General features: G+C 65.6%; 17 protein-coding genes. 6 read left to right on the forward strand and 11 right to left on the reverse strand.

Annotated features, from left to right (window positions below; genetic code table 11):
• Positions 1-43 precede the first annotated feature (43 nt).
• The 4 genes from RBB42_RS05375 to iscR form a co-directional block, all read right to left on the reverse strand.
• A complete protein-coding gene (locus RBB42_RS05375; protein WP_305968498.1) occupies positions 44-253 on the reverse strand; it encodes a hypothetical protein in 210 nt (69 codons plus the stop codon).
• The gene (sufB, locus tag RBB42_RS05380) at positions 250-1782 is read right to left on the reverse strand and encodes a Fe-S cluster assembly protein SufB (RefSeq protein WP_305968499.1); all 1533 of its coding nucleotides are present in this window, start codon (positions 1780-1782) and stop codon (positions 250-252) included. Before sufB ends, RBB42_RS05375 begins: the two co-directional genes overlap by 4 nt.
• Before the next feature lie 15 nt (positions 1783-1797).
• Positions 1798-2847, reverse strand: a complete 1050-nt coding sequence (locus tag RBB42_RS05385; RefSeq protein WP_305968500.1) for a cysteine desulfurase family protein — start codon at positions 2845-2847, stop codon at positions 1798-1800.
• 141 nt (positions 2848-2988) lie between these two features.
• Positions 2989-3456 (reverse strand): Fe-S cluster assembly transcriptional regulator IscR, encoded by a 468-nt coding sequence (gene iscR, locus RBB42_RS05390; protein WP_305968501.1) that lies wholly within the window; start codon positions 3454-3456, stop codon positions 2989-2991.
• A gap of 185 nt (positions 3457-3641) precedes the next feature.
• On the opposite strand from iscR, the gene RBB42_RS05395 reads away from it, so the two are divergent.
• Entirely contained in the window at positions 3642-4295 is a 654-nt protein-coding gene (locus tag RBB42_RS05395) for an alpha/beta hydrolase (RefSeq protein ID WP_305968538.1), read from the forward strand.
• Positions 4296-4307: 12 nt separating this feature from the next.
• Positions 4308-4589, forward strand: coding sequence for a hypothetical protein (locus RBB42_RS05400; RefSeq protein WP_305968502.1), 282 nt, complete (start codon positions 4308-4310; stop codon positions 4587-4589).
• A gap of 177 nt (positions 4590-4766) precedes the next feature.
• Here the strand turns inward: RBB42_RS05400 and RBB42_RS05405 are convergent, their stop codons facing one another.
• From RBB42_RS05405 to RBB42_RS05430, 6 genes are all read right to left on the reverse strand, one after another.
• Positions 4767-5183, reverse strand: a complete 417-nt coding sequence (locus RBB42_RS05405) for a DUF1801 domain-containing protein (RefSeq protein WP_371931739.1) — start codon at positions 5181-5183, stop codon at positions 4767-4769.
• A gap of 21 nt (positions 5184-5204) precedes the next feature.
• On the reverse strand, positions 5205-6599 hold the full coding sequence (gene lpdA, locus RBB42_RS05410; protein WP_305968504.1) for a dihydrolipoyl dehydrogenase: 1395 nt from the start codon (positions 6597-6599) through the stop codon (positions 5205-5207).
• 71 nt (positions 6600-6670) lie between these two features.
• Complete coding sequence (locus RBB42_RS05415) at positions 6671-7252, reverse strand: DUF924 family protein (RefSeq protein WP_305968505.1); 582 nt, start codon at positions 7250-7252, stop codon at positions 6671-6673.
• 99 nt (positions 7253-7351) lie between these two features.
• On the reverse strand, positions 7352-8635 hold the full coding sequence (locus tag RBB42_RS05420; protein ID WP_371931740.1) for an MFS transporter: 1284 nt from the start codon (positions 8633-8635) through the stop codon (positions 7352-7354).
• A gap of 181 nt (positions 8636-8816) precedes the next feature.
• Positions 8817-9872: a tRNA preQ1(34) S-adenosylmethionine ribosyltransferase-isomerase QueA gene (queA, locus tag RBB42_RS05425; protein WP_305968506.1), complete on the reverse strand. Its 1056-nt coding sequence runs from the start codon at positions 9870-9872 to the stop codon at positions 8817-8819.
• Positions 9873-9889: 17 nt separating this feature from the next.
• Entirely contained in the window at positions 9890-13183 is a 3294-nt protein-coding gene (locus tag RBB42_RS05430; RefSeq protein WP_305968507.1) for a YhdP family protein, read from the reverse strand.
• An 80-nt stretch (positions 13184-13263) separates the two neighbouring features.
• Between RBB42_RS05430 and RBB42_RS05435 the strand changes: the two genes are divergently transcribed.
• The 4 genes from RBB42_RS05435 (at position 13264) to RBB42_RS05450 (ending at position 16611) form a co-directional block, all read left to right on the forward strand.
• The gene (locus RBB42_RS05435) at positions 13264-13725 is read left to right on the forward strand and encodes a peroxiredoxin (protein ID WP_305968508.1); all 462 of its coding nucleotides are present in this window, start codon (positions 13264-13266) and stop codon (positions 13723-13725) included.
• Between the two features lie 91 nt (positions 13726-13816).
• A complete protein-coding gene (locus RBB42_RS05440) occupies positions 13817-14641 on the forward strand; it encodes a ferritin-like domain-containing protein (RefSeq protein ID WP_305968509.1) in 825 nt (274 codons plus the stop codon).
• A gap of 163 nt (positions 14642-14804) precedes the next feature.
• Positions 14805-16112 carry a M23 family metallopeptidase gene (locus RBB42_RS05445; protein ID WP_305968510.1) on the forward strand — a complete coding sequence of 436 codons (1308 nt, stop codon included), beginning with the start codon at positions 14805-14807 and terminating at the stop codon, positions 16110-16112.
• The gene (locus RBB42_RS05450) at positions 16102-16611 is read left to right on the forward strand and encodes a bactofilin family protein (RefSeq protein WP_305968511.1); all 510 of its coding nucleotides are present in this window, start codon (positions 16102-16104) and stop codon (positions 16609-16611) included. The genes RBB42_RS05445 and RBB42_RS05450 overlap by 11 nt, the downstream gene beginning before the upstream one ends.
• A 111-nt stretch (positions 16612-16722) precedes the next feature.
• Here RBB42_RS05450 and RBB42_RS05455 read toward each other — a convergent pair whose 3' ends face one another.
• Positions 16723-16992 (reverse strand): hypothetical protein, encoded by a 270-nt coding sequence (locus RBB42_RS05455; protein ID WP_305968512.1) that lies wholly within the window; start codon positions 16990-16992, stop codon positions 16723-16725.
• Between the last annotated feature and the right edge of the window lie 94 nt (positions 16993-17086).

The raw sequence follows: 17086 nt of genomic DNA on the forward strand, positions 1-17086 counted from the left end.
AATCCGGATCGACGCCCGCATATGCGTTCCCCCGGGGCGCCCATCACATCCACCAGCCGCAGATCTGCGGCAGAAAGAGAGGTGTCACACAGCGCCGGACCTCCAGCGCGCTCCAGACATCCAGTCCGGGCAAGAGCGGCGGGTCAAAGCGGGCACCGGCGGCCAGCGCCGGTTCCTGCCAGCCGACACCGCTGACCAACATCATGATGCCGGCCAGCAGCAGAACGGCCTTGCCCGCGCCGCGCAGGCTCACCCCACCGATCCTTCGAGCGAGATGGCTACAAGCTGTTGCGCTTCCATCGCGAATTCCATCGGCAGCGCCTGCAGCACGTCGCGGCAGAACCCGTTGACCACCAGCGCCACGGCCTCTTCCTCGTCCATGCCGCGCTGGCGGCAATAGAACAGCTGGTCGTCGTCCACCTTGGATGTCGTCGCCTCGTGCTCCACCCGGCTCGAGTTGTTCTTGACCTCGATGTAGGGCACCGTGTGAGCCCCGCACTTGTCGCCGATCAGCAGAGAGTCACACTGCGTGTAGTTGCGCGAGTTCTTTGCCTTGGGATGCATCGACACCAGCCCGCGATAGGTGTTCTGCGCCACGCCAGCCGAAATCCCCTTGGACACGATGCGCGAGCGCGTGTCTTTGCCGAGGTGGATCATCTTGGTGCCGGTATCGGCCTGCTGATGGTTGTTGGTGATGGCGATCGAATAGAACTCGCCCTGGCTCTCGTTGCCGCGCAGGATGCAGGACGGGTATTTCCAGGTCACGGCAGAGCCGGTTTCCACCTGCGTCCACATGACCTTGGCACGGTCGCCCCGGCAATCGGCGCGCTTGGTGACAAAGTTGTAGATACCGCCCTTGCCGTTCTCGTCGCCCGGGAACCAGTTCTGCACCGTGGAATATTTCACCTCGGCGTCTTCCTCGACCACGATCTCCACCACCGCTGCGTGCAGCTGCGCGGTGTCGCGCTGCGGCGCGGTGCAGCCTTCGAGGTAGCTGACATAGCTGCCCTTGTCGGCGATGATCAGCGTGCGTTCGAACTGGCCCGTGTTTTCCGCGTTGATGCGGAAATAGGTCGACAGTTCCATCGGGCAGCGCACGCCAGGCGGAACGTAAACGAACGACCCGTCAGAGAAGACGGCGCTGTTCAGCGTCGCGTAGAAGTTGTCCGAGACCGGAACGACCGAGCCAAGGTATTTCTTGACCAGCTCCGGATGCTCGCGGATCGCCTCGGAGATCGAGCAGAAGATCACGCCCGCCTTCTTCAGCTCTGCCTGGAAGGTCGTACCGACGGAAACGGAATCGAACACCGCGTCCACGGCGACCTTGCGGTCGCTGTTGCGGCCCTCCGCCGGCATCGCCTCGGCGCCTTCGACGCCGGCCAGGATCATCTGTTCCTTCAGCGGGATCCCCAATTTTTCATAGGTTTCCAGCAGCTTGGGATCGACCTCGTCCAACGACTTGGGCTTTTCCGTCATCGACTTGGGCCGAGCGTAGTAATACTGCTCCTGGAAATCGATTTCCGGGTATTCGACCATCGCCCAGTCCGGCTCTTCCTTCTGCAGCCAGCGTTCGTAGGCCTGCAGGCGCCAGTCGGTCATCCACTGGGGTTCGTCGTTCTTTTCCGAGATCAACCGCACGATGTCCGGCGTCAGCCCCTTTGGGGCGTATTCCATCTCGATGTCGGTTTCCCAGCCGTGCTTGTAGGTGCCGACGGATTTGACGGCATCCACCGTCTCCTGGTCGACACCCTCTTTTACCGTCACGTCTTCAAAAGCCGCCATCGGGTTCCCTTCCTTTCACGCGGCCCGTGCCCGGTGCCGCTGGTACTTGTCGATCCATGCCGCGCAGAACCGCGTCACGTCTTCTTCGGTGGTCTGCAGACCCAGGCTCACCCTTATGGCGCCGCCCGAGGTCGCGTCGTCGTATCCCATCGCCTCCAGCACCCGGCTGCGGCGGACCTTGCCGCTGGAACAGGCCGATCCGGCGCTTACGGCAAATCCCGCCAGGTCCATCTGCATCACCTGTGTTTCCCCCTTCCACCCGGGGGTCGCGAAACAGGAGGTATTCGGCAAACGGGGCGAATCTTTCCCGACAAAAATAGTTACGTCGGAAGAAGCCTCAAGAGATTCTTCTAGAATGTTTCTAAGTTTTTCGACACGGCCCCAGGCTCCGGACGCCACGTCACGCCCTGCCGCCTCTGCCGCCGCCCCGAATCCGGCAATGCCGATGACATTCTCGGTGCCGCTCCGCCGGCCCATTTCCTGCCCGCCGCCGCGCAGGATCGGCCGCGGATCGTCGCGGGTGAAATTGATCAGGGCGCCCACGCCCTTCGGCCCGCCGATCTTGTGCGCCGAAAGGATCATGTAGGACGGCTTGCCGCCCGCCGGGTAAAGCACGGGCATCTTGCCCGCCATCTGGGTGATGTCGCAGATCACCGCCTGCCCCTCGCGGTTCGCCACCACGGCCCGGTCGGGCTGCATGACCCCGGTTTCGCTGTTGGCGGCGGAAATGGCCACAAGGCCCGCGTCCATCTCGCCCCCGCTCCAGGCCAGGAGGCAGTCATGTTCCGTCGGCAGCGCCGCAAATCCCCCGCCGTGCCGGTCCTTCTGGGCCACCGCCAGCGCGGCCGCCTCGGTCGCCGAGCCGGTAAAGACCACCTGGCTGGCCATGCACCCCACCAGGTCCGCCACCTGCGCCCGGGCCGCCTCGACCATGCCCTTGGCCGTGCGACCCTCCGCATGGACGGACGAGGGGTTTCCGATCACGTCCATCGCGCGCAGCATGGCCTCGCGGGCCTCTGCACGCAGCGGCGTCGTCGCATTATGATCCAGGTAAACCCGGCTCATGACATCTCCCACAGGGCGGCCGCCCCCGGTTTCTTTGGGCCAAAAATACTCCGGGGGAGCCCCGGCCCGCCGGGGCGGGGGCAGAGCCCCCACGGGCGGCGCAAGCCGCCTTCACTTGCGCGCCGCAGGCGCTCCGCCGGATCACGCCTTTTCATCATCGACCACGGAAAAGATCGAGGGCACCGCCGGACAAGGCGCAAGCGTGTTGTCCACCACGTCCGACAGCCGCGTCTGGTGGAGGAAGACGTAGACATGGGCCGACAGGCTCTGCCACAGGCGGTTGGTCAGCGACTGCGCCCGGCTGCCGGACAGCGCGCCCGAGGCGCCCGCCCCCTTGTGCATCGCATCCACGGTTTCATCCACGGCGGCCAGAACGTCGACCACGCGGATTTCGGTGGCCGGGCGCGACAGGCGATAGCCGCCCCCTGGGCCGCGCACCGACTCGACAAGGCCCGCCCGCCGCAGCTTGACGAACAACTGTTCGAGATAGGGCAAGGAAACGTCCTGCCGGCGCGAGATATCCCCCAGCGTCACCAGGTCCCCGGCGGGCTGAAGCGCGATATCCGCCAGGGCGACCATCGCATAGCGTCCCTTTGTGCTCAGTTTCACGGCGTTTACGCCCCCACGTGCCGCGGCAATTGACCTTGACCGCCACATTGCCTATCTGCTTCGCAGCCCGGATCACGCCCGAACTGATTTAGAACACTTCTAAAGAAGCTGCGTGTTTTGGTCAAGAATTTCAGGCACGCCGCGGTCTCGCGCCCGTCGCCATTGTGAAGGAGCTGTTCCGCCCTATGCCCGAGGTCATCTTTCCCGGACCCGAAGGCCGTCTCGAAGGCCGCTACCACCCGCAAAAAGACCGTGATGCGCCGATCGCCATCGTTCTGCATCCCCACCCCCAGTTCGGCGGGACGATGAACAACAAGGTTGTCTACAACCTGCATTACGCCTTCTACAACATGGGCTTTACCGTGCTGCGGTTCAATTTCCGCGGCGTGGGCCGGTCCCAGGGCGAATACGACCAGGGCGTGGGCGAACTTTCCGACGCCGCCTCGGCGCTCGATTACCTGCAATCGATGAACCAGAACTCGAAACACTGCTGGGTCGCGGGCTTTTCCTTCGGCGCCTGGATCGGGATGCAGTTGTTGATGCGCCGCCCCGAGATCACCGGCTTCGTCTCGGTTTCGCCGCCCGCGAACATGTATGATTTCTCGTTCCTGGCACCCTGCCCGTCGTCGGGCCTGATCATCAACGGCGCCGCCGACCGCGTCGCCCCGCCCGCCGATACGCGCGCGCTGGTGTCGAAGCTGCACGAGCAGAAGGGCATCTCGATCACCCATGAAGAGGTCGAGGGCTCCGGCCACTTCTTCGAGGAACCGCATATGGAGACGCTGATGGACAGTGTCTCGACCTATGTGAAACGCCGCCTGACCGAGAACACCCGCTGAACGGAGGCCCCCATGTCCGTCGTCGATGACCTCGCAGACAAGCTTGCCCGCGACACGATCAAGGCGATGGACGCCCTGGGGGATGAGAACCTGCCCGAACAAGTGGCCAGTGTGCTGGGCGCCTCTTCGCCCTCTTCCGAAGAGATCTTTCGCGCCGCGATCCGCATCCGCTTGGCAGAGCGGCGGGCGCGGAATTTCCTGAACGACCACGTCCAGAAGGCGCTGGAGGCGAAGAAGCGCGGCGAAGCGGTGCCCGAGGCGCGCGCGCCCGGATCCGACAACGAGAACCTCTGACAGAAGATCACCTGAAATCCCTGAAAATCAGGGGCTTGCGCCGCACTCCTCATCCTTTTCTGAAGACCCCACCGTCCGGACCGGGGCTCTGCCCCGGACTCCGGAGGTATTTTCGGCCCAAAGAAACAAGGGGGGTCCGGCACCCGGTCCGGCGCATCGGAACCGATCAACGCGGCATCAACTCGGCGAGATGTCCCAGCGGGAGCCGAGATCGGCCAGCCCGGCGCGGATCAACTCTGACAGGACATCCAGGTCGATCCTGGACAGCGCGCCGAGGTAGAGGCAGGACTTGCCCAGCCGATGCGGCCCCAGCCGCGACAGGATCTCCTGGAAATCCGCGTAGCCGGGCATGATATAGACCACCATGTTGGCCTTGCGCGGGGCAAACCCGGTGGCAAGGCTCTGGCCGGAATGCCCGCTGGCATAGGTGTAGTCGTAGCGCCCGTAGCCCAGGATGGACGTCCCCCAGAGCACAGGCTGCCAACCCGTCACCTCGCGGAACAGCGCATCCAGAACGCGCGCGTCCTCGCGGCGCCGGGCCGGTTCGACCGTGTCCAGGAACGCCGACACCGAGGCATCCGAAGGCTGTGTCATCCGGTCCGCCATGATCTCACCTCAGAAATGGATCGCCCGGCCCCAGGCATCCAGAACGGATTCATGCATCATCTCGCTCAGCGTCGGATGCGGAAAGACCGTCTGCATCAGGTCCGCCTCGGTCGTTTCCAACTGGCGGCCGACGACATAGCCCTGGATCAGTTCCGTGACCTCGGCGCCAACCATATGCGCCCCGAGCAGCTCCCCCGTCTGCGCATCGAAAACCGTCTTGACCAGCCCCTCCGGCTCCCCCAGCGCGATGGCTTTTCCGTTGCCGATGAAAGGGAAGCGTCCGACCTTGATGTCATAGCCTTTGTCCTTGGCCTGCGCCTCGGTCAAGCCGACGCTGGCCACCTGCGGCTGGCAATAGGTGCACCCTGCGATGCTGTCCGGATCGACCGCGTGCGGATGCTGCCCGGCGATCAGTTCCGCCACCATGACGCCCTCGTGGCTCGCCTTGTGCGCCAGCCAGGGCGCGCCCGCCACGTCACCGATGGCATAAAGCCCCTCGACCCCGGTGCGGCAGTAGGGATCGGTCACGATATGGCTCTTCTCGACCCGGACCCCCAGTTCCTCCAGCCCCAGTTCCTCCACGTTGCCGACAATGCCGACAGCAGAAATCACCGTATCCACGGAGATTTTTGACTTATCCCCATTTCTGTCCACATGGGCGACAACCGTGCCCTTGCCGCGTTCCAGCTTTTCGACCTTCGCCCCTTCGAGAATGGTCATGCCCTGTTTCTCGAACTGCTTCTTGGCGAAGGCCGCGATCTCGGCATCTTCGACCGGCAGGATGCGGTCCATGACCTCGACCACCGTCACCTCGGCGCCCAGCGTCTGGTAGAAACTGGCGAACTCGATGCCGATGGCGCCCGACCCGATAACCAGAAGTTTCTTCGGCATGTGCGGCGGGACCAATGCGTGCTTGTAGGTCCAGACCTGTGTGCCGTCCGCCTCCAGCCCCGGCAATTCGCGGGCCCGCGCGCCGGTGGCCAGCACCACGCTGCCCGCCTCCAGCACCTCCTCGCCCTTGTCGGTGGTGACATGCACCCGGCCCGGCCCGTCCAGCCGCGCGGTGCCCATCAGGGTCGTCACCTTGTTCTTTTTCAGAAGATGGCCGACGCCGGAGTTCAGCTGTTTCGCCACCCCGCGCGAGCGTTTCACCACCGCGTCGAGGTCATAGGACAGGCCCTCGGCCTTCAAGCCGAATTCCTGCGCACGGTGCATCAGGTGGAACACCTCGGCAGAGCGCAACATGGCCTTGGTCGGGATGCAGCCCCAGTTCAGGCAGATGCCCCCCATGTGTTCGCGTTCGACCACGGCGACGCTCAATCCCAGCTGCGCGCCGCGGATCGCCGCGACATAGCCGCCGGGGCCCGCGCCGATCACCACCATGTCAAAGCGTTTCGCGCCCATGCCGTTCCTCCCCTGCAGGCCATTGCAAAGGAGGCTAGCCGCTCACCGGACCAAGGGCAATCGGGTGGCGATCAGGCCGCCACGCCGGACTGGAAGTCCCGCAGGGTCGCGCCATAGCCGCCCTGGTCGAGAAAGGCCTGCTCTGGCGGGTTCGTCCGCCGCGACAGAGCCTCGTTCCGATAGGGAAACCGGCCAAAGCGGCGGATCACCTCGCGGTGCACGCGGGCGTGCAGCAGGTTGTTCTCGGCGTCGGGCATGCGCTCCTTGAACAGGCGCACACAGCGGTCCTGGTCGCAGAGGTTTTCCGAATGCATCAGCGGCAAGTAGAAGAACTGCCGCGCCGGCGGATCGATCTTGAGGTCCCAGCCGCGATGGATCGCCTGTTTTGCCGCCGCACGGCCGACCTCGTCCGAGGCAAAGGCACGCGCGTCGTCGCGAAACATGTTCCGCGGAAACTGGTCGGCCAACAGGATATAGGCCAGCGCCCCGGACGGATAGGTCAGCCACAGCCCATAGCGCCCTTCCATCAGTCCTTCCCAGGCCGCGCCGAACCGCTCGGTGATCGCCGCATCCAGCGCGTCGTCCTTTGCGTACCAGCCCTTGGGGCCGACCTCGTCAAGCCAGAAGGCCAGTATACTGTCGGGGGTGCTCATCTGTTTCTCCTTTGTCACCCTGATCTCATCCTGCCACGAAATTATATTGCGCGAGGAATCACCGGCACCCAAATCACGAATTCTGACAGGTTCTGACAGTCATTGTGCGCCGGCTTCGTCGTCCTCTTGCTGACCGATGAAGTATTCCTGCGCCACCTCGACGGCGACCGGGGTCGATGAGGGCATGACCGGGGCATAGGCGCCGGTATCCTCGACCGAGGGCGCGGCCCGCTGCGTCATGCGGTAGAGCGCGTAGAGCGAGATCAGCGCCAGCAGCGCGAAGATCAGCATGAAGAAGGCCTCCGGCCCGGCGACTTCCATGACCCAGCCGATGATCAGCGGCCCGGCGATGGCGCCCAGCCCGTTGACAAAGAGCAACCCGGCAGAGGCGCTGGCCATGTCCTCGGGCTGGAGAAAGTCGTTGGTATAGGCGATCAGCAGCGAATAGAGCGGGTTGGAACAACCGCCAATGACAAAGGCCGCGGCCACCAGCACCGCGAAGGCCCCGCCCGATACGGCGGCCAGGATCGCGGCCCCGGCACCGCCCGCGGCCACCAGCATGATCAGCCAGCGCCGGTCGACCCGGTCAGACACCCAGCCCAGCGGATACTGCAGCACGACCGCGCCGACGTAGAAGGAGGCCACGAAGATCGAGATCTGGCTGAGCGTCAGCCCGGCCTCTGTCGCATAGACTGCGGCCATGCCGAATTGCGCCGCAAAGACACCGCCGAGGAAGAACATGCCCACCATGCCCAGCGGCGAAACGCCGTAGAGTTCCCGCAGGGTCATCGGCTTGGAGGAGTCGAAGGCCGGGGTCGGCGAGATCGACAGCAGGATCGGTGCAAAGGAGATCGAGACCAGCACCGAAGGGATCACGAACAGCAGGAACCCGCTCGCATCCGGGACCACCAGCAGGGCCTGGCTGACGATGATGCCCGCCATCTGCACGATCATGTAGGCGGACAGGGTCTGACCGCGGGTTTCATTGTCCGCGGCATTGTTCAGCCAGCTTTCGGCGGTGACGTAGACTCCGCAAAAGCAGAACCCCAGAACCAGCCGCCCGAAAGTCCAGGCGATCGGGTCCTGCACCGCCGGAAACAGGATCAGCACCGCCGAGACGAAGCTCCCCAGCGCGGCAAAGACCCGCACGTGCCCGACACGCCGGATCATTCCCGGAACGGTCCGCGAGGCCAGCAGGAACCCGGCGAAATAGCCCGCCATGACAATCGACATGGTACCGGCGGAGAAACCCGCCGCCGCGCCGCGCACACCCAGCAAGGAGCCCTGCAGCCCGTTGCCGATCATCAGGAGCAACATGCCCAGGAGCAGCGCCCAGGAATTTTTCAGCACATGGATCAACGGTTTGCCCTTTCTCTTCGGCATACTGCAAAACGGCGCACCACTGCCGGATGGCCATTGGCGACGCCCTGCCCGATTCTGTGTCGCAGGGGAACCAAAAGCATCACCGCTTGGCGAATTGCTGCGACTTTTCCCGGCAGGCTCACGGCACGCGGTTTCCTGCCGCGACCGCTCTGTGACCGATGCGGAACGCCCGCGCGGCGCCTCAGCCCGCGGGCGGGATCAAAAGCGAGGCATCCCCGTAGGAAAAGAACCGGTACTCGGTCTCGACCGCATGGGCATAGATCGCCCGGATGCGTTCAGGTCCCATCAGGGCCGAGACCAGCATCATCAGCGTCGATTTGGGCAGGTGGAAATTCGTCATCAGCGCGTCGGTCACGTTGAAGGTGAAACCGGGATAGATGAAGATGTCCGTCACGCCCCGGAACGGCGCGATCTCGCCGCCCCTTGCGGCCGTCTCGATCAGGCGCAGCGCGGTGGTGCCGACGGGGATGATCCGCCCGCCCGCGGCGCGGGTGGCGGCGATCTCGGCAGCGGCCTCTTCGCTGACCTCACCCCATTCGCCGTGCATCCTGTGGGTGGTCACGTCCTCGACCTTGACCGGCAGGAAGGTACCCGCCCCCACATGCAGGGTGACATGGGTGAAGGCCACGCCCATGTCACGCAGTTGCGCCAGCAGCGCGTCGTCGAAATGCAGCGATGCGGTGGGTGCGGCAACCGCGCCCGAATGCCGGGCCCAGACCGTCTGATAGTCTTCGCGGTCCTGCGCGTCGGCGGGGCGTTTGGCAGCGATGTAGGGCGGCAACGGCATGGCGCCCGCGGCGTTCAGCGCGGCGTCGAAATCATCCCCTTCGAGGTTGAAGCGCAGAAGGCCCTGCCCTTCGTCGCGCGCCTCAAGAGTTGCGCTCAAGGTATTGGAAAAGATGATTTCCTCACCGTCGCGCACCTTTTTCAGCGGCTTGATCAGCGCCGCCCATGTGCCGCCGGCGCGCGGCTCCAGCAGCGTGACCTCGATCCTTGCCTCGGTCTCTCCGGCGTCGGACATGCGCCGCCGGACTCCTTGCAGCCGCGCCGGGATCACCCGCGTGTCGTTCAGAACCAGGCGGTCGCCCGGGCGCAGCCAGTCCACCAGGTCGGTGACATGCGCATCGGTGATCGCATCGCCCTCGGCCACCAGCAGCCGGGCCGAGGTGCGCGGGCGCGCGGGCCGCGTGGCGATCAGCCCATCCGGCAGATCGAAATCGAAATCGCTGAGCTTCATGAGGCAACCCGTTGGAATCACTGTGACAGCTTGGGCGGAGGCCGGCGGAAGATGTCACGGAACATGCCCGGGGTGAAGGCCGAAAGCGGGTTGACCGCAACACGCGGATTCTCGACCGAGCCACGCAGGTTGAAGTTGAAGCCGATCAGCCCCTCGCCCCGGCGCGAGAAGATCTGGCCGATGCCGTTGATCAGGTAGATCGGCGACAGCACACCTTGCAGATCCATGCGCCCGGTGGCGAGGTCGTAATACCCGTCCAGCGAGATCCCCATCGAGGGGCCGACCGCGCTTGACCGGCTGATGATGACCCGGCTGGGCGTCAGCCGAAACCGCGCCTCGACATCGGTAAAGAAGATCCCCGGCCCGTTGAGCTGATCCAGTACCCCGACCACGCTGACCGCGTCCAGCAGGGCGGCGATGGCGGGGGCTTTGCGCAGGCGGGTTTCCTCGATCCGCATGAGACCGTCGTAGCTGCCCGGTTGGCCCCGGACCGGCGCGATATCCAGTTGAAAGGTGCCGTCACGCACGGTCTTGAGAAGCCCGGCCGCCCGCAAGACGTCGCCTGCGTCCTCTCCGGTGATGCGGAAGGCAGTGCCGCCCCGCTGCGGCACGGCAAGCCCCTTGACCAGCGTGCGCCCGCCCAGTTGCGCGTCGAACCGCCCGTTCAGCCCGCGCGTCGTGTCGAAATCGGCACGGAAGTCCTCGAAGACGATGCTGTCGGTCAGGCGCAGGCTGTCCAGCGTCAGGGTCAGCGGCGCGCCGCCGCCAGGGCCCCCGTCGCCGTTCCCCGCCGCGCCGGAACTAGAGGTGAAGGGCGCGCGCCGCATGTCCACGCTGCCAGATCCGACCTCGATCGCCGGCATCGCCCCGGCACCGCGCCCGCGCAGGCGCCCGCTGACGTCCAGCCAGTCGCCCACCGTCAGGCGCGCCAGTTCCAGCCTGTCAAAGCCGCCCTGCGCCGTCAGCAGCACGCGGCCCTCGGCCTCCAGCCCGGCGCCCTGCAACTCCAGCCGCTCGATGGTCGGCACCTCGCCCAGCAGGCCGGCGACGAAAAAACGACCGCGTTCGCCCGGCGTCATGTCCCACCCCAGTTGCGGCATTGACAGGCCCATCCCCGCCAGGTCGCTGGTCAGCGAAAAGCGCGCCGGGGCCCCGCGTGGCATGTCGATGCGCAACTGGCCCTTGCCGCTGCCGCGCACCGTGCCCGGCGGCAGGCCGATCCCCAGCGCCGCAATGCTTTCGGGCGTCAATGTCACCTCGGCGTCGACCTCTCCTCCGGAGCCCGAGAAGGGCCGCGCCCAGCGGCCCGTGGCCGGGATACCATCGACCATGACCGCCCCTTCCAGCGCCACCGCCTTGTTGGTGACGCTCAAGGCCAGCCGGTCGGCGGTCAGCGGCTTGCCCGGGATGGCCGTGGGCGCGTCCACGTCGCGCAACGTGCCTTCGAGGTTCAGCGCCACGTCCTGCAGCGTCAGGCCCCGGACCAGCGGCAGCGCGATCCGCCCGGACACCCGCGCCCGCCCGCTGGCCATGTCGACGGTCCGGTCGGCCTTGTCGATCAGCCGCCAAGCCTCGTTGTTGAGATAGGAGAGCGCGGCGGTGATGCTGCCCCGCGCCTGCAGGCGCACCTCGCCGGTCGCGGGTTTGACGCGCAGATCGCCGATGACGAACTCGGAACCGCCCAGGTCGATCGGCCCATGCCCGGCATCGGTGGTGCCCGCTTCCAGCCGCAGGCCAAGCCGCCCGTCGTAGATCGTCACCCGGCCCGCGGCGTCCCTCAGGCCCGGCATCCGCGGGTTGAAGGTGGCCAGCCCCTCGGAAAAGGCGAAGTCGATATAGGTCTTGGGCTGGTCCGCGCCGGGTTCGGCGCGCAGCGCGAACTGCACGTCCTCGATGCGTCCGCCGTGCACGTTGTTCACGACCCAGCGGCGGGTGCCCGGATGAAGCTCCTCGGGCCAGAAGCCCAGAACCTGCTCCGGCGTCGTCTTCTCTATCTGCGTGTCCAGCGCCAGCCGCCATCCCTCGGCCTGCGCCGAAAGCTGGCCCGAGGCGCGCAATGGATAGGTCGGATCGGTCAGGCGCAGCTCACCCAGCGTGACCTCGAAAGGATCGAGCCGCACCTTGAAGGCGGCCTCGGCCCCCGACAGGCTCATCTCGCGGTCCAGCAGCGCGCCCTTGGCAAGCGCCATGTCGCTCAGGGTGAACTGCCCGGTCAGCCCCTGCGGCCAGCCGGTCTCGATCCCGTTCAGCCGTGCGGTCCCCGCCGCCGTCACCTTGCCCAGCGGAGAGGCCAGGCGAATGCGCTGGAACCGCAAAAGCCCCTCTGCGGGCGTGTAGGTAAAGGCGGTCTCGGCGCTGTCGAAGGGCAGCGCGCGGGTGGCCGCGGTGGGCTGCAACGCGCCCTTGCCGATCCGCAGCGAGGCCTCCAGCGGATTCAGCGCGCCGCTTTCATCGAGGCCCGAGCGCAACGCGCCCGAGATCGGCGCATCCAGTTCCTCGAGCCAGGCCAATGCCGGGCTTTGCGTGGCGATATCGCGCGCGGCAAGCCCGTGCAGGATGATACCGAAATCCAGGCTCTGCTGGCCGATGGGGCTTTGTGCCTCGACCTCGACGGTGGCCACGCCGTCGCCGCCTGACAGCAGCGCCACATCGCCGGACAGGGCAAGCCGACCGTCTTCGCGCGCCAGCCGCAGCCGCCCGCCATCGGCGGTCCATCCGCGCCGCGCGCGCTGGTCCTCGAAGCGCAGGGTCAGAGCGTCCGCCTCGAAGGAGGTGAGTCCCGCCAGCCGCGGATCCTCCATGACCGTGTCGATGCGAGCGATGATCTGCCCGATGTCAGGCATTTCGGAACTGGCGGCAAAGGCATCGCCCAACGACAGGCCCAGCCGCCCGTCCGCATCGCGCCGCAGGGTGACGAAGGCGCCGGAGACCTGTGCCTCGCGCAGGTCGACCTGGCCATTCAGCAGCGCGGCGGGCGACAGGCCCGCCTCGATGTCCGAAAGCTGTGCCACCGTCGCGCCATCGAGATTGCGGATTTCCACGTCCCAGAGGATCACCCGGGCCAGGCCGCTGCGCTGAACCAGCAGGCTCATGCGGCCGAAATCGACCTCGATTCCCGGCAGGCTTTCGGCGATCCGTGTCTCGATCCGCTCACGGACCCAGTCGGGCGCATCCACCGGGCGGCCGACCATCGCATAGCCCGCCACCCCAAGCGCCGCCAAAAGCGCCACCAGGACATAAAGAACCCGCCGCCCGCGTCTGCGCCGGCGGGGCGGCGTGGATTTTTCCTGATTTCCGGCCTGTCTGCTCACTGGAAGCCCGCGCCCATTGTCTTACTCTCCTGGCAGAGCTTTATGGCACATCATACCGCAACGCACCAAAGGAGACACCCATGTCCGACACCGCGCTGAGCACAGCCCCCGATTTCACACTGCCCTCGACCTCGGGCGAGGTCTCGCTCTCGGCCCTGAAAGGCGCACCGGTGGTTCTGTTCTTCTACCCGCGCGACGACACCTCGGGCTGCACCAAGGAGAACGAGGCCTTTACCGCGCTTCTGCCGGAGTTCGAGGCACTGGGCGTGAAGGTCTACGGCGTATCCAAGGATTCGCTCGCCAGCCATGAGAAGTTCATGGCCAAGAAGGCGCTGACCGTGCCGCTGATCTCGGACGAAGGATCGGACATGTGCGAGAAATACGGCGTCTGGAAGGAAAAGAAGATGTACGGCAAGACCTTCATGGGCATCGAACGGTCCACCTTCCTGATCGATGCCGAGGGCCGCATCGCGCAGGAATGGCGCAAGGTGAAGGTCCCCGGCCACGCCGAGGCGGTGCTTGAGGCGGCCAAGGCCCTGTAATCCCGGCACCTGCGCCCGGGACTTGCGTCATGGGGGCTCTGCCCCCATACCCCCGGAGGTATTTTCCGAGAGAAGAAGACAGGGGCGCCTCATGATGAGCCTTTGCGAGATGGCGGTGGACGTTCTGACCACTGCGGACGGACGGCGGAAAACCGCCAAGTCGCGGGCCTATGCGGCGCAGTGGTTCGCGGCGCGCGCCGCGGGCGAGGAAATCCCGCTGGGCCGGGCGGTGCCACCGCTGCGGCCCGCGCGGCCCGATGCGCCCGAGCTGCTGGATCCGCGCGAGGTGCCCAAGCGCAAGCCTGGCAGCCCGCAGGGGCGGATCGCCCTGTTGCATGCCGTCGCCCATATCGAGCTGAACGCCGTCGACCTGCACTGGGACATCATCCCGCGCTTTGCCGGAACGCGGATGCCTGCCGGGTTCTACGACGACTGGGTCAAGGCCGCGGACGAGGAGAGCAAGCACTTCAACCTGATGTGCGACTGCCTGGAAGAGCTGGGCAGCCACTATGGCGCCCTGCCCGCCCATGCGGGCATGTGGCGCGCCGCCGAAGACACCGTCGAGGATTTCATGGGCCGGCTGGCGGTTGTGCCCATGGTGCTGGAAGCGCGCGGGCTGGACGTGACGCCGGGCATGATCGAAATCTTCCGCAAGGCCGGGATGGACAGCGCTGTGGCGGCGCTGGAGACGATCTATGCCGAGGAGGTGAGCCATGTGGCCTATGGCTCGAAGTGGTTCCATTTCCTTTGTGGCCGGCATGACGCGGACCCGAAAACCGTGTTTCACGAGTTGGTGAGGACGTACTTCAAAGGCGCGTTGAAGCCGCCCTTCAACGAGGATAAACGCGCCGAGGCCGGGTTGCCGCCGGATTTCTACTGGCCCCTTGCCGAAGATATCCCCAACCGAACTCGTTGAATCGGCGGATTTTTGCCATTTCGGCCCCTTCCCGCCGGTGCGACCGAATCGCAGGGCCAAAAATCTTGCGGTTGCGTGAAAGGCTGGGGTAAGCCCGACGACAGGGTGTCGCTAAGTGGGGACTATGCGCGCCTTGATTGGGACGGGACTAGGGGACAGTCAGGTGAGATCACGTCTGACCATCAGACTTCACGCGCTTGTAGAGCGCTTCTTTCCGGAACGCAGGCTCTTTCTGAGGTCCGACAGCGACACGCGCTTTATCCGGCTGAGATCGGAAACGCAGGCGGTCGGTGTTGTCGGGCTGACCTTGCTTGTGGGCTGGAGCATCGTCGCCACCTCGATCCTGTTGATGGATTCGATCGGCGCCGGGAACTTTCGCGACCAGGCCAAGCGTGACCAGCTGACCTATCAGCAGCGCCTGAACGCCCTGTCGGCCGAGCGCGACGCGCGCGCCGCCGAGGCGCTGGCCGCGCAGGATCGCTTTGCCGCCGCGCTGAAGCAGATCTCGGTCATGCAAACCGAACTGCTGAATTCCGAGGCGCAGCGCCGCGAGCTGGAAACCGGGATCGACGTGATCCAGGCCACGCTGCGCGAGGTGATGAAGTCGCGCGAAGAAGCGACCGCCCGGCTGGCCGAACTGGAAAGCGACCTCAAGGGCGAGGTCGCCCTGGCCCGCGCCAGCGGCGACGACGCCACCGTCAAGCTGCTGAACGAGGCGTTGACCCGCGTCGCCGAGGAACGCGACCAGGTGATCGCCGACGCCCAGGCGGCGCTGATCCGCGCCGCAGAGATGCAGGCCGAGATCGAGATCCTCGAGGACAAGAACGACCGCATCTTCCGCCAGCTCGAAGAGGCGATGACCGTCTCTGTCATGCCGCTGGACAAGATGTTCGAAAAGGCCGGCATGGACCCGGACCGCATCCTGAACGAGGTCCGCAAGGGCTATTCCGGCCAGGGCGGCCCGATGACGCCGCTGAGCTTTTCGACCAAGGGCGACGCCACCTCCCCCGAAACGCTGCGCGCCAACCGTATCCTGAACCAGATGGACCGGTTGAACCTCTACCGGATCGCCGCCCAGAAGGCGCCTTTCGCCTCGCCGCTCAAGGACAGTTTCCGCTTTACCAGCGGCTTCGGATATCGGTGGGGCAGGTTGCACGCGGGCACGGATTTCGCGGCGCCGCACGGCACGCCGATCTATTCCACCGCCGACGGCGTGGTGATCCACGCCGGCTGGCAGTCGGGCTATGGACGGCTGGTCAAGATCCAGCATGAATTCGGCATCGAGACGCGCTACGCGCACATGTCCAAAATCCGCGTGAAGGAGGGTCAAAGGGTCTCGCGCGGGGATCGGATCGGTGATATGGGGAACACCGGTCGGTCGACCGGGACTCATCTCCACTACGAAGTCCGAGTCGGCGGCAAACCCGTCAATCCGATGATCTATATCAAGGCTGCGAAAGATGTTTTCTAAGAGCAAGATCAATGAGCCCGGCCACAAGGCCGACGATACGTCGAAACCGGCCATGCCCGAGCCCTCGAAAGCCTCCGGTCAGGAGTACAAGCCCGCAGCCACGCCCAAGGCAAAGCCGCCGGCCTCGTCGCTGTCGGCCGATCTGCACGTGACGGGCAACATCAAGACAACCGGCGACATCCAGGTCGAAGGCACGGTCGAGGGGGACATTCGCGCCCACGTCCTGACCATCGGCGAAAGCGCCACCATCAAGGGCGAAGTTGTTGCCGACGACGTGGTGGTGAACGGCCGCATCGTGGGCCGCGTGCGTGGCCTCAAGGTCCGCCTGACCGCCACCGCCCGTGTCGAAGGCGACATCATCCACAAGACAATCGCGATCGAATCCGGCGCCCATTTCGAAGGCTCGGTGCAGCGCCAGGACGATCCGCTGAACGGTGGCAAGCGCCAGCAGCCGGCGCCCCAGGCCCCCGCAGCGGCCCCGGCGACCAGCAACGACTGATCACGACGCTCTTGATCTCAGGACGTGAAAAGGCCCCGCCATTGGCGGGGCCTCTTGTTTTCGTGGCAGGGAGTTTCGCCGCGCGGGTTCACCGGAAGCGACCCTCGCCGGTCAGCCGCCCTTCTTCTTTTGCTGGGTCTGCTGCTGCTGGTATTGCTGTTCGGTCCGTTCGCGGTTGCGATTGCGGTTCCCGCCGCTGACGTCCGGGCTGACCGGGCCGACGACTGTGCCATCGTCCAGCACATAGTTGCCATCCACGATCGTCCCGCCGACCACGTTGCCGTACTTGTCGAACTCGACCGGCACATGGACCGGCTCGGGCTGGGTGCAGGCGGCAGCCAGGGCAAGCATCCCGCTGGCTGCGACGACTTTGAGCTTCATTGAATGTCCCCCTCGTTCGGATTCTGCGTCCGAGTTTGCGCCCTTGCAGTCTCAAATGCAACATCCGGAATATCTAAGTACCGCGCACCGCGCA

This window comes from Mameliella sp. MMSF_3455, assembly GCF_030733205.1.
Lineage (GTDB): Bacteria > Pseudomonadota > Alphaproteobacteria > Rhodobacterales > Rhodobacteraceae > Antarctobacter.

Bases quoted from the DNA above. Each gene is read 5' to 3' on its own strand.
- sufB (WP_305968499.1), bottom strand. From the start codon at position 1,782: ATGGCGGCTTTTGAAGACGTGACGGTAAAAGAGGGTGTCGACCAGGAG.
- RBB42_RS05385 (WP_305968500.1), bottom strand. From the start codon at position 2,847: ATGAGCCGGGTTTACCTGGATCATAATGCGACGACGCCGCTGCGTGCA.
- RBB42_RS05395 (WP_305968538.1), top strand. From the start codon at position 3,642: ATGCCCGAGGTCATCTTTCCCGGACCCGAAGGCCGTCTCGAAGGCCGC.
- RBB42_RS05400 (WP_305968502.1), top strand. From the start codon at position 4,308: ATGTCCGTCGTCGATGACCTCGCAGACAAGCTTGCCCGCGACACGATC.
- RBB42_RS05405 (WP_371931739.1), bottom strand. From the start codon at position 5,183: ATGACACAGCCTTCGGATGCCTCGGTGTCGGCGTTCCTGGACACGGTC.
- lpdA (WP_305968504.1), bottom strand. From the start codon at position 6,599: ATGGGCGCGAAACGCTTTGACATGGTGGTGATCGGCGCGGGCCCCGGC.
- RBB42_RS05415 (WP_305968505.1), bottom strand. From the start codon at position 7,252: ATGAGCACCCCCGACAGTATACTGGCCTTCTGGCTTGACGAGGTCGGC.
- RBB42_RS05420 (WP_371931740.1), bottom strand. From the start codon at position 8,635: ATGCCGAAGAGAAAGGGCAAACCGTTGATCCATGTGCTGAAAAATTCC.
- queA (WP_305968506.1), bottom strand. From the start codon at position 9,872: ATGAAGCTCAGCGATTTCGATTTCGATCTGCCGGATGGGCTGATCGCC.
- RBB42_RS05435 (WP_305968508.1), top strand. From the start codon at position 13,264: ATGTCCGACACCGCGCTGAGCACAGCCCCCGATTTCACACTGCCCTCG.
- RBB42_RS05440 (WP_305968509.1), top strand. From the start codon at position 13,817: ATGATGAGCCTTTGCGAGATGGCGGTGGACGTTCTGACCACTGCGGAC.
- RBB42_RS05450 (WP_305968511.1), top strand. From the start codon at position 16,102: ATGTTTTCTAAGAGCAAGATCAATGAGCCCGGCCACAAGGCCGACGAT.
- RBB42_RS05455 (WP_305968512.1), bottom strand. From the start codon at position 16,992: ATGAAGCTCAAAGTCGTCGCAGCCAGCGGGATGCTTGCCCTGGCTGCC.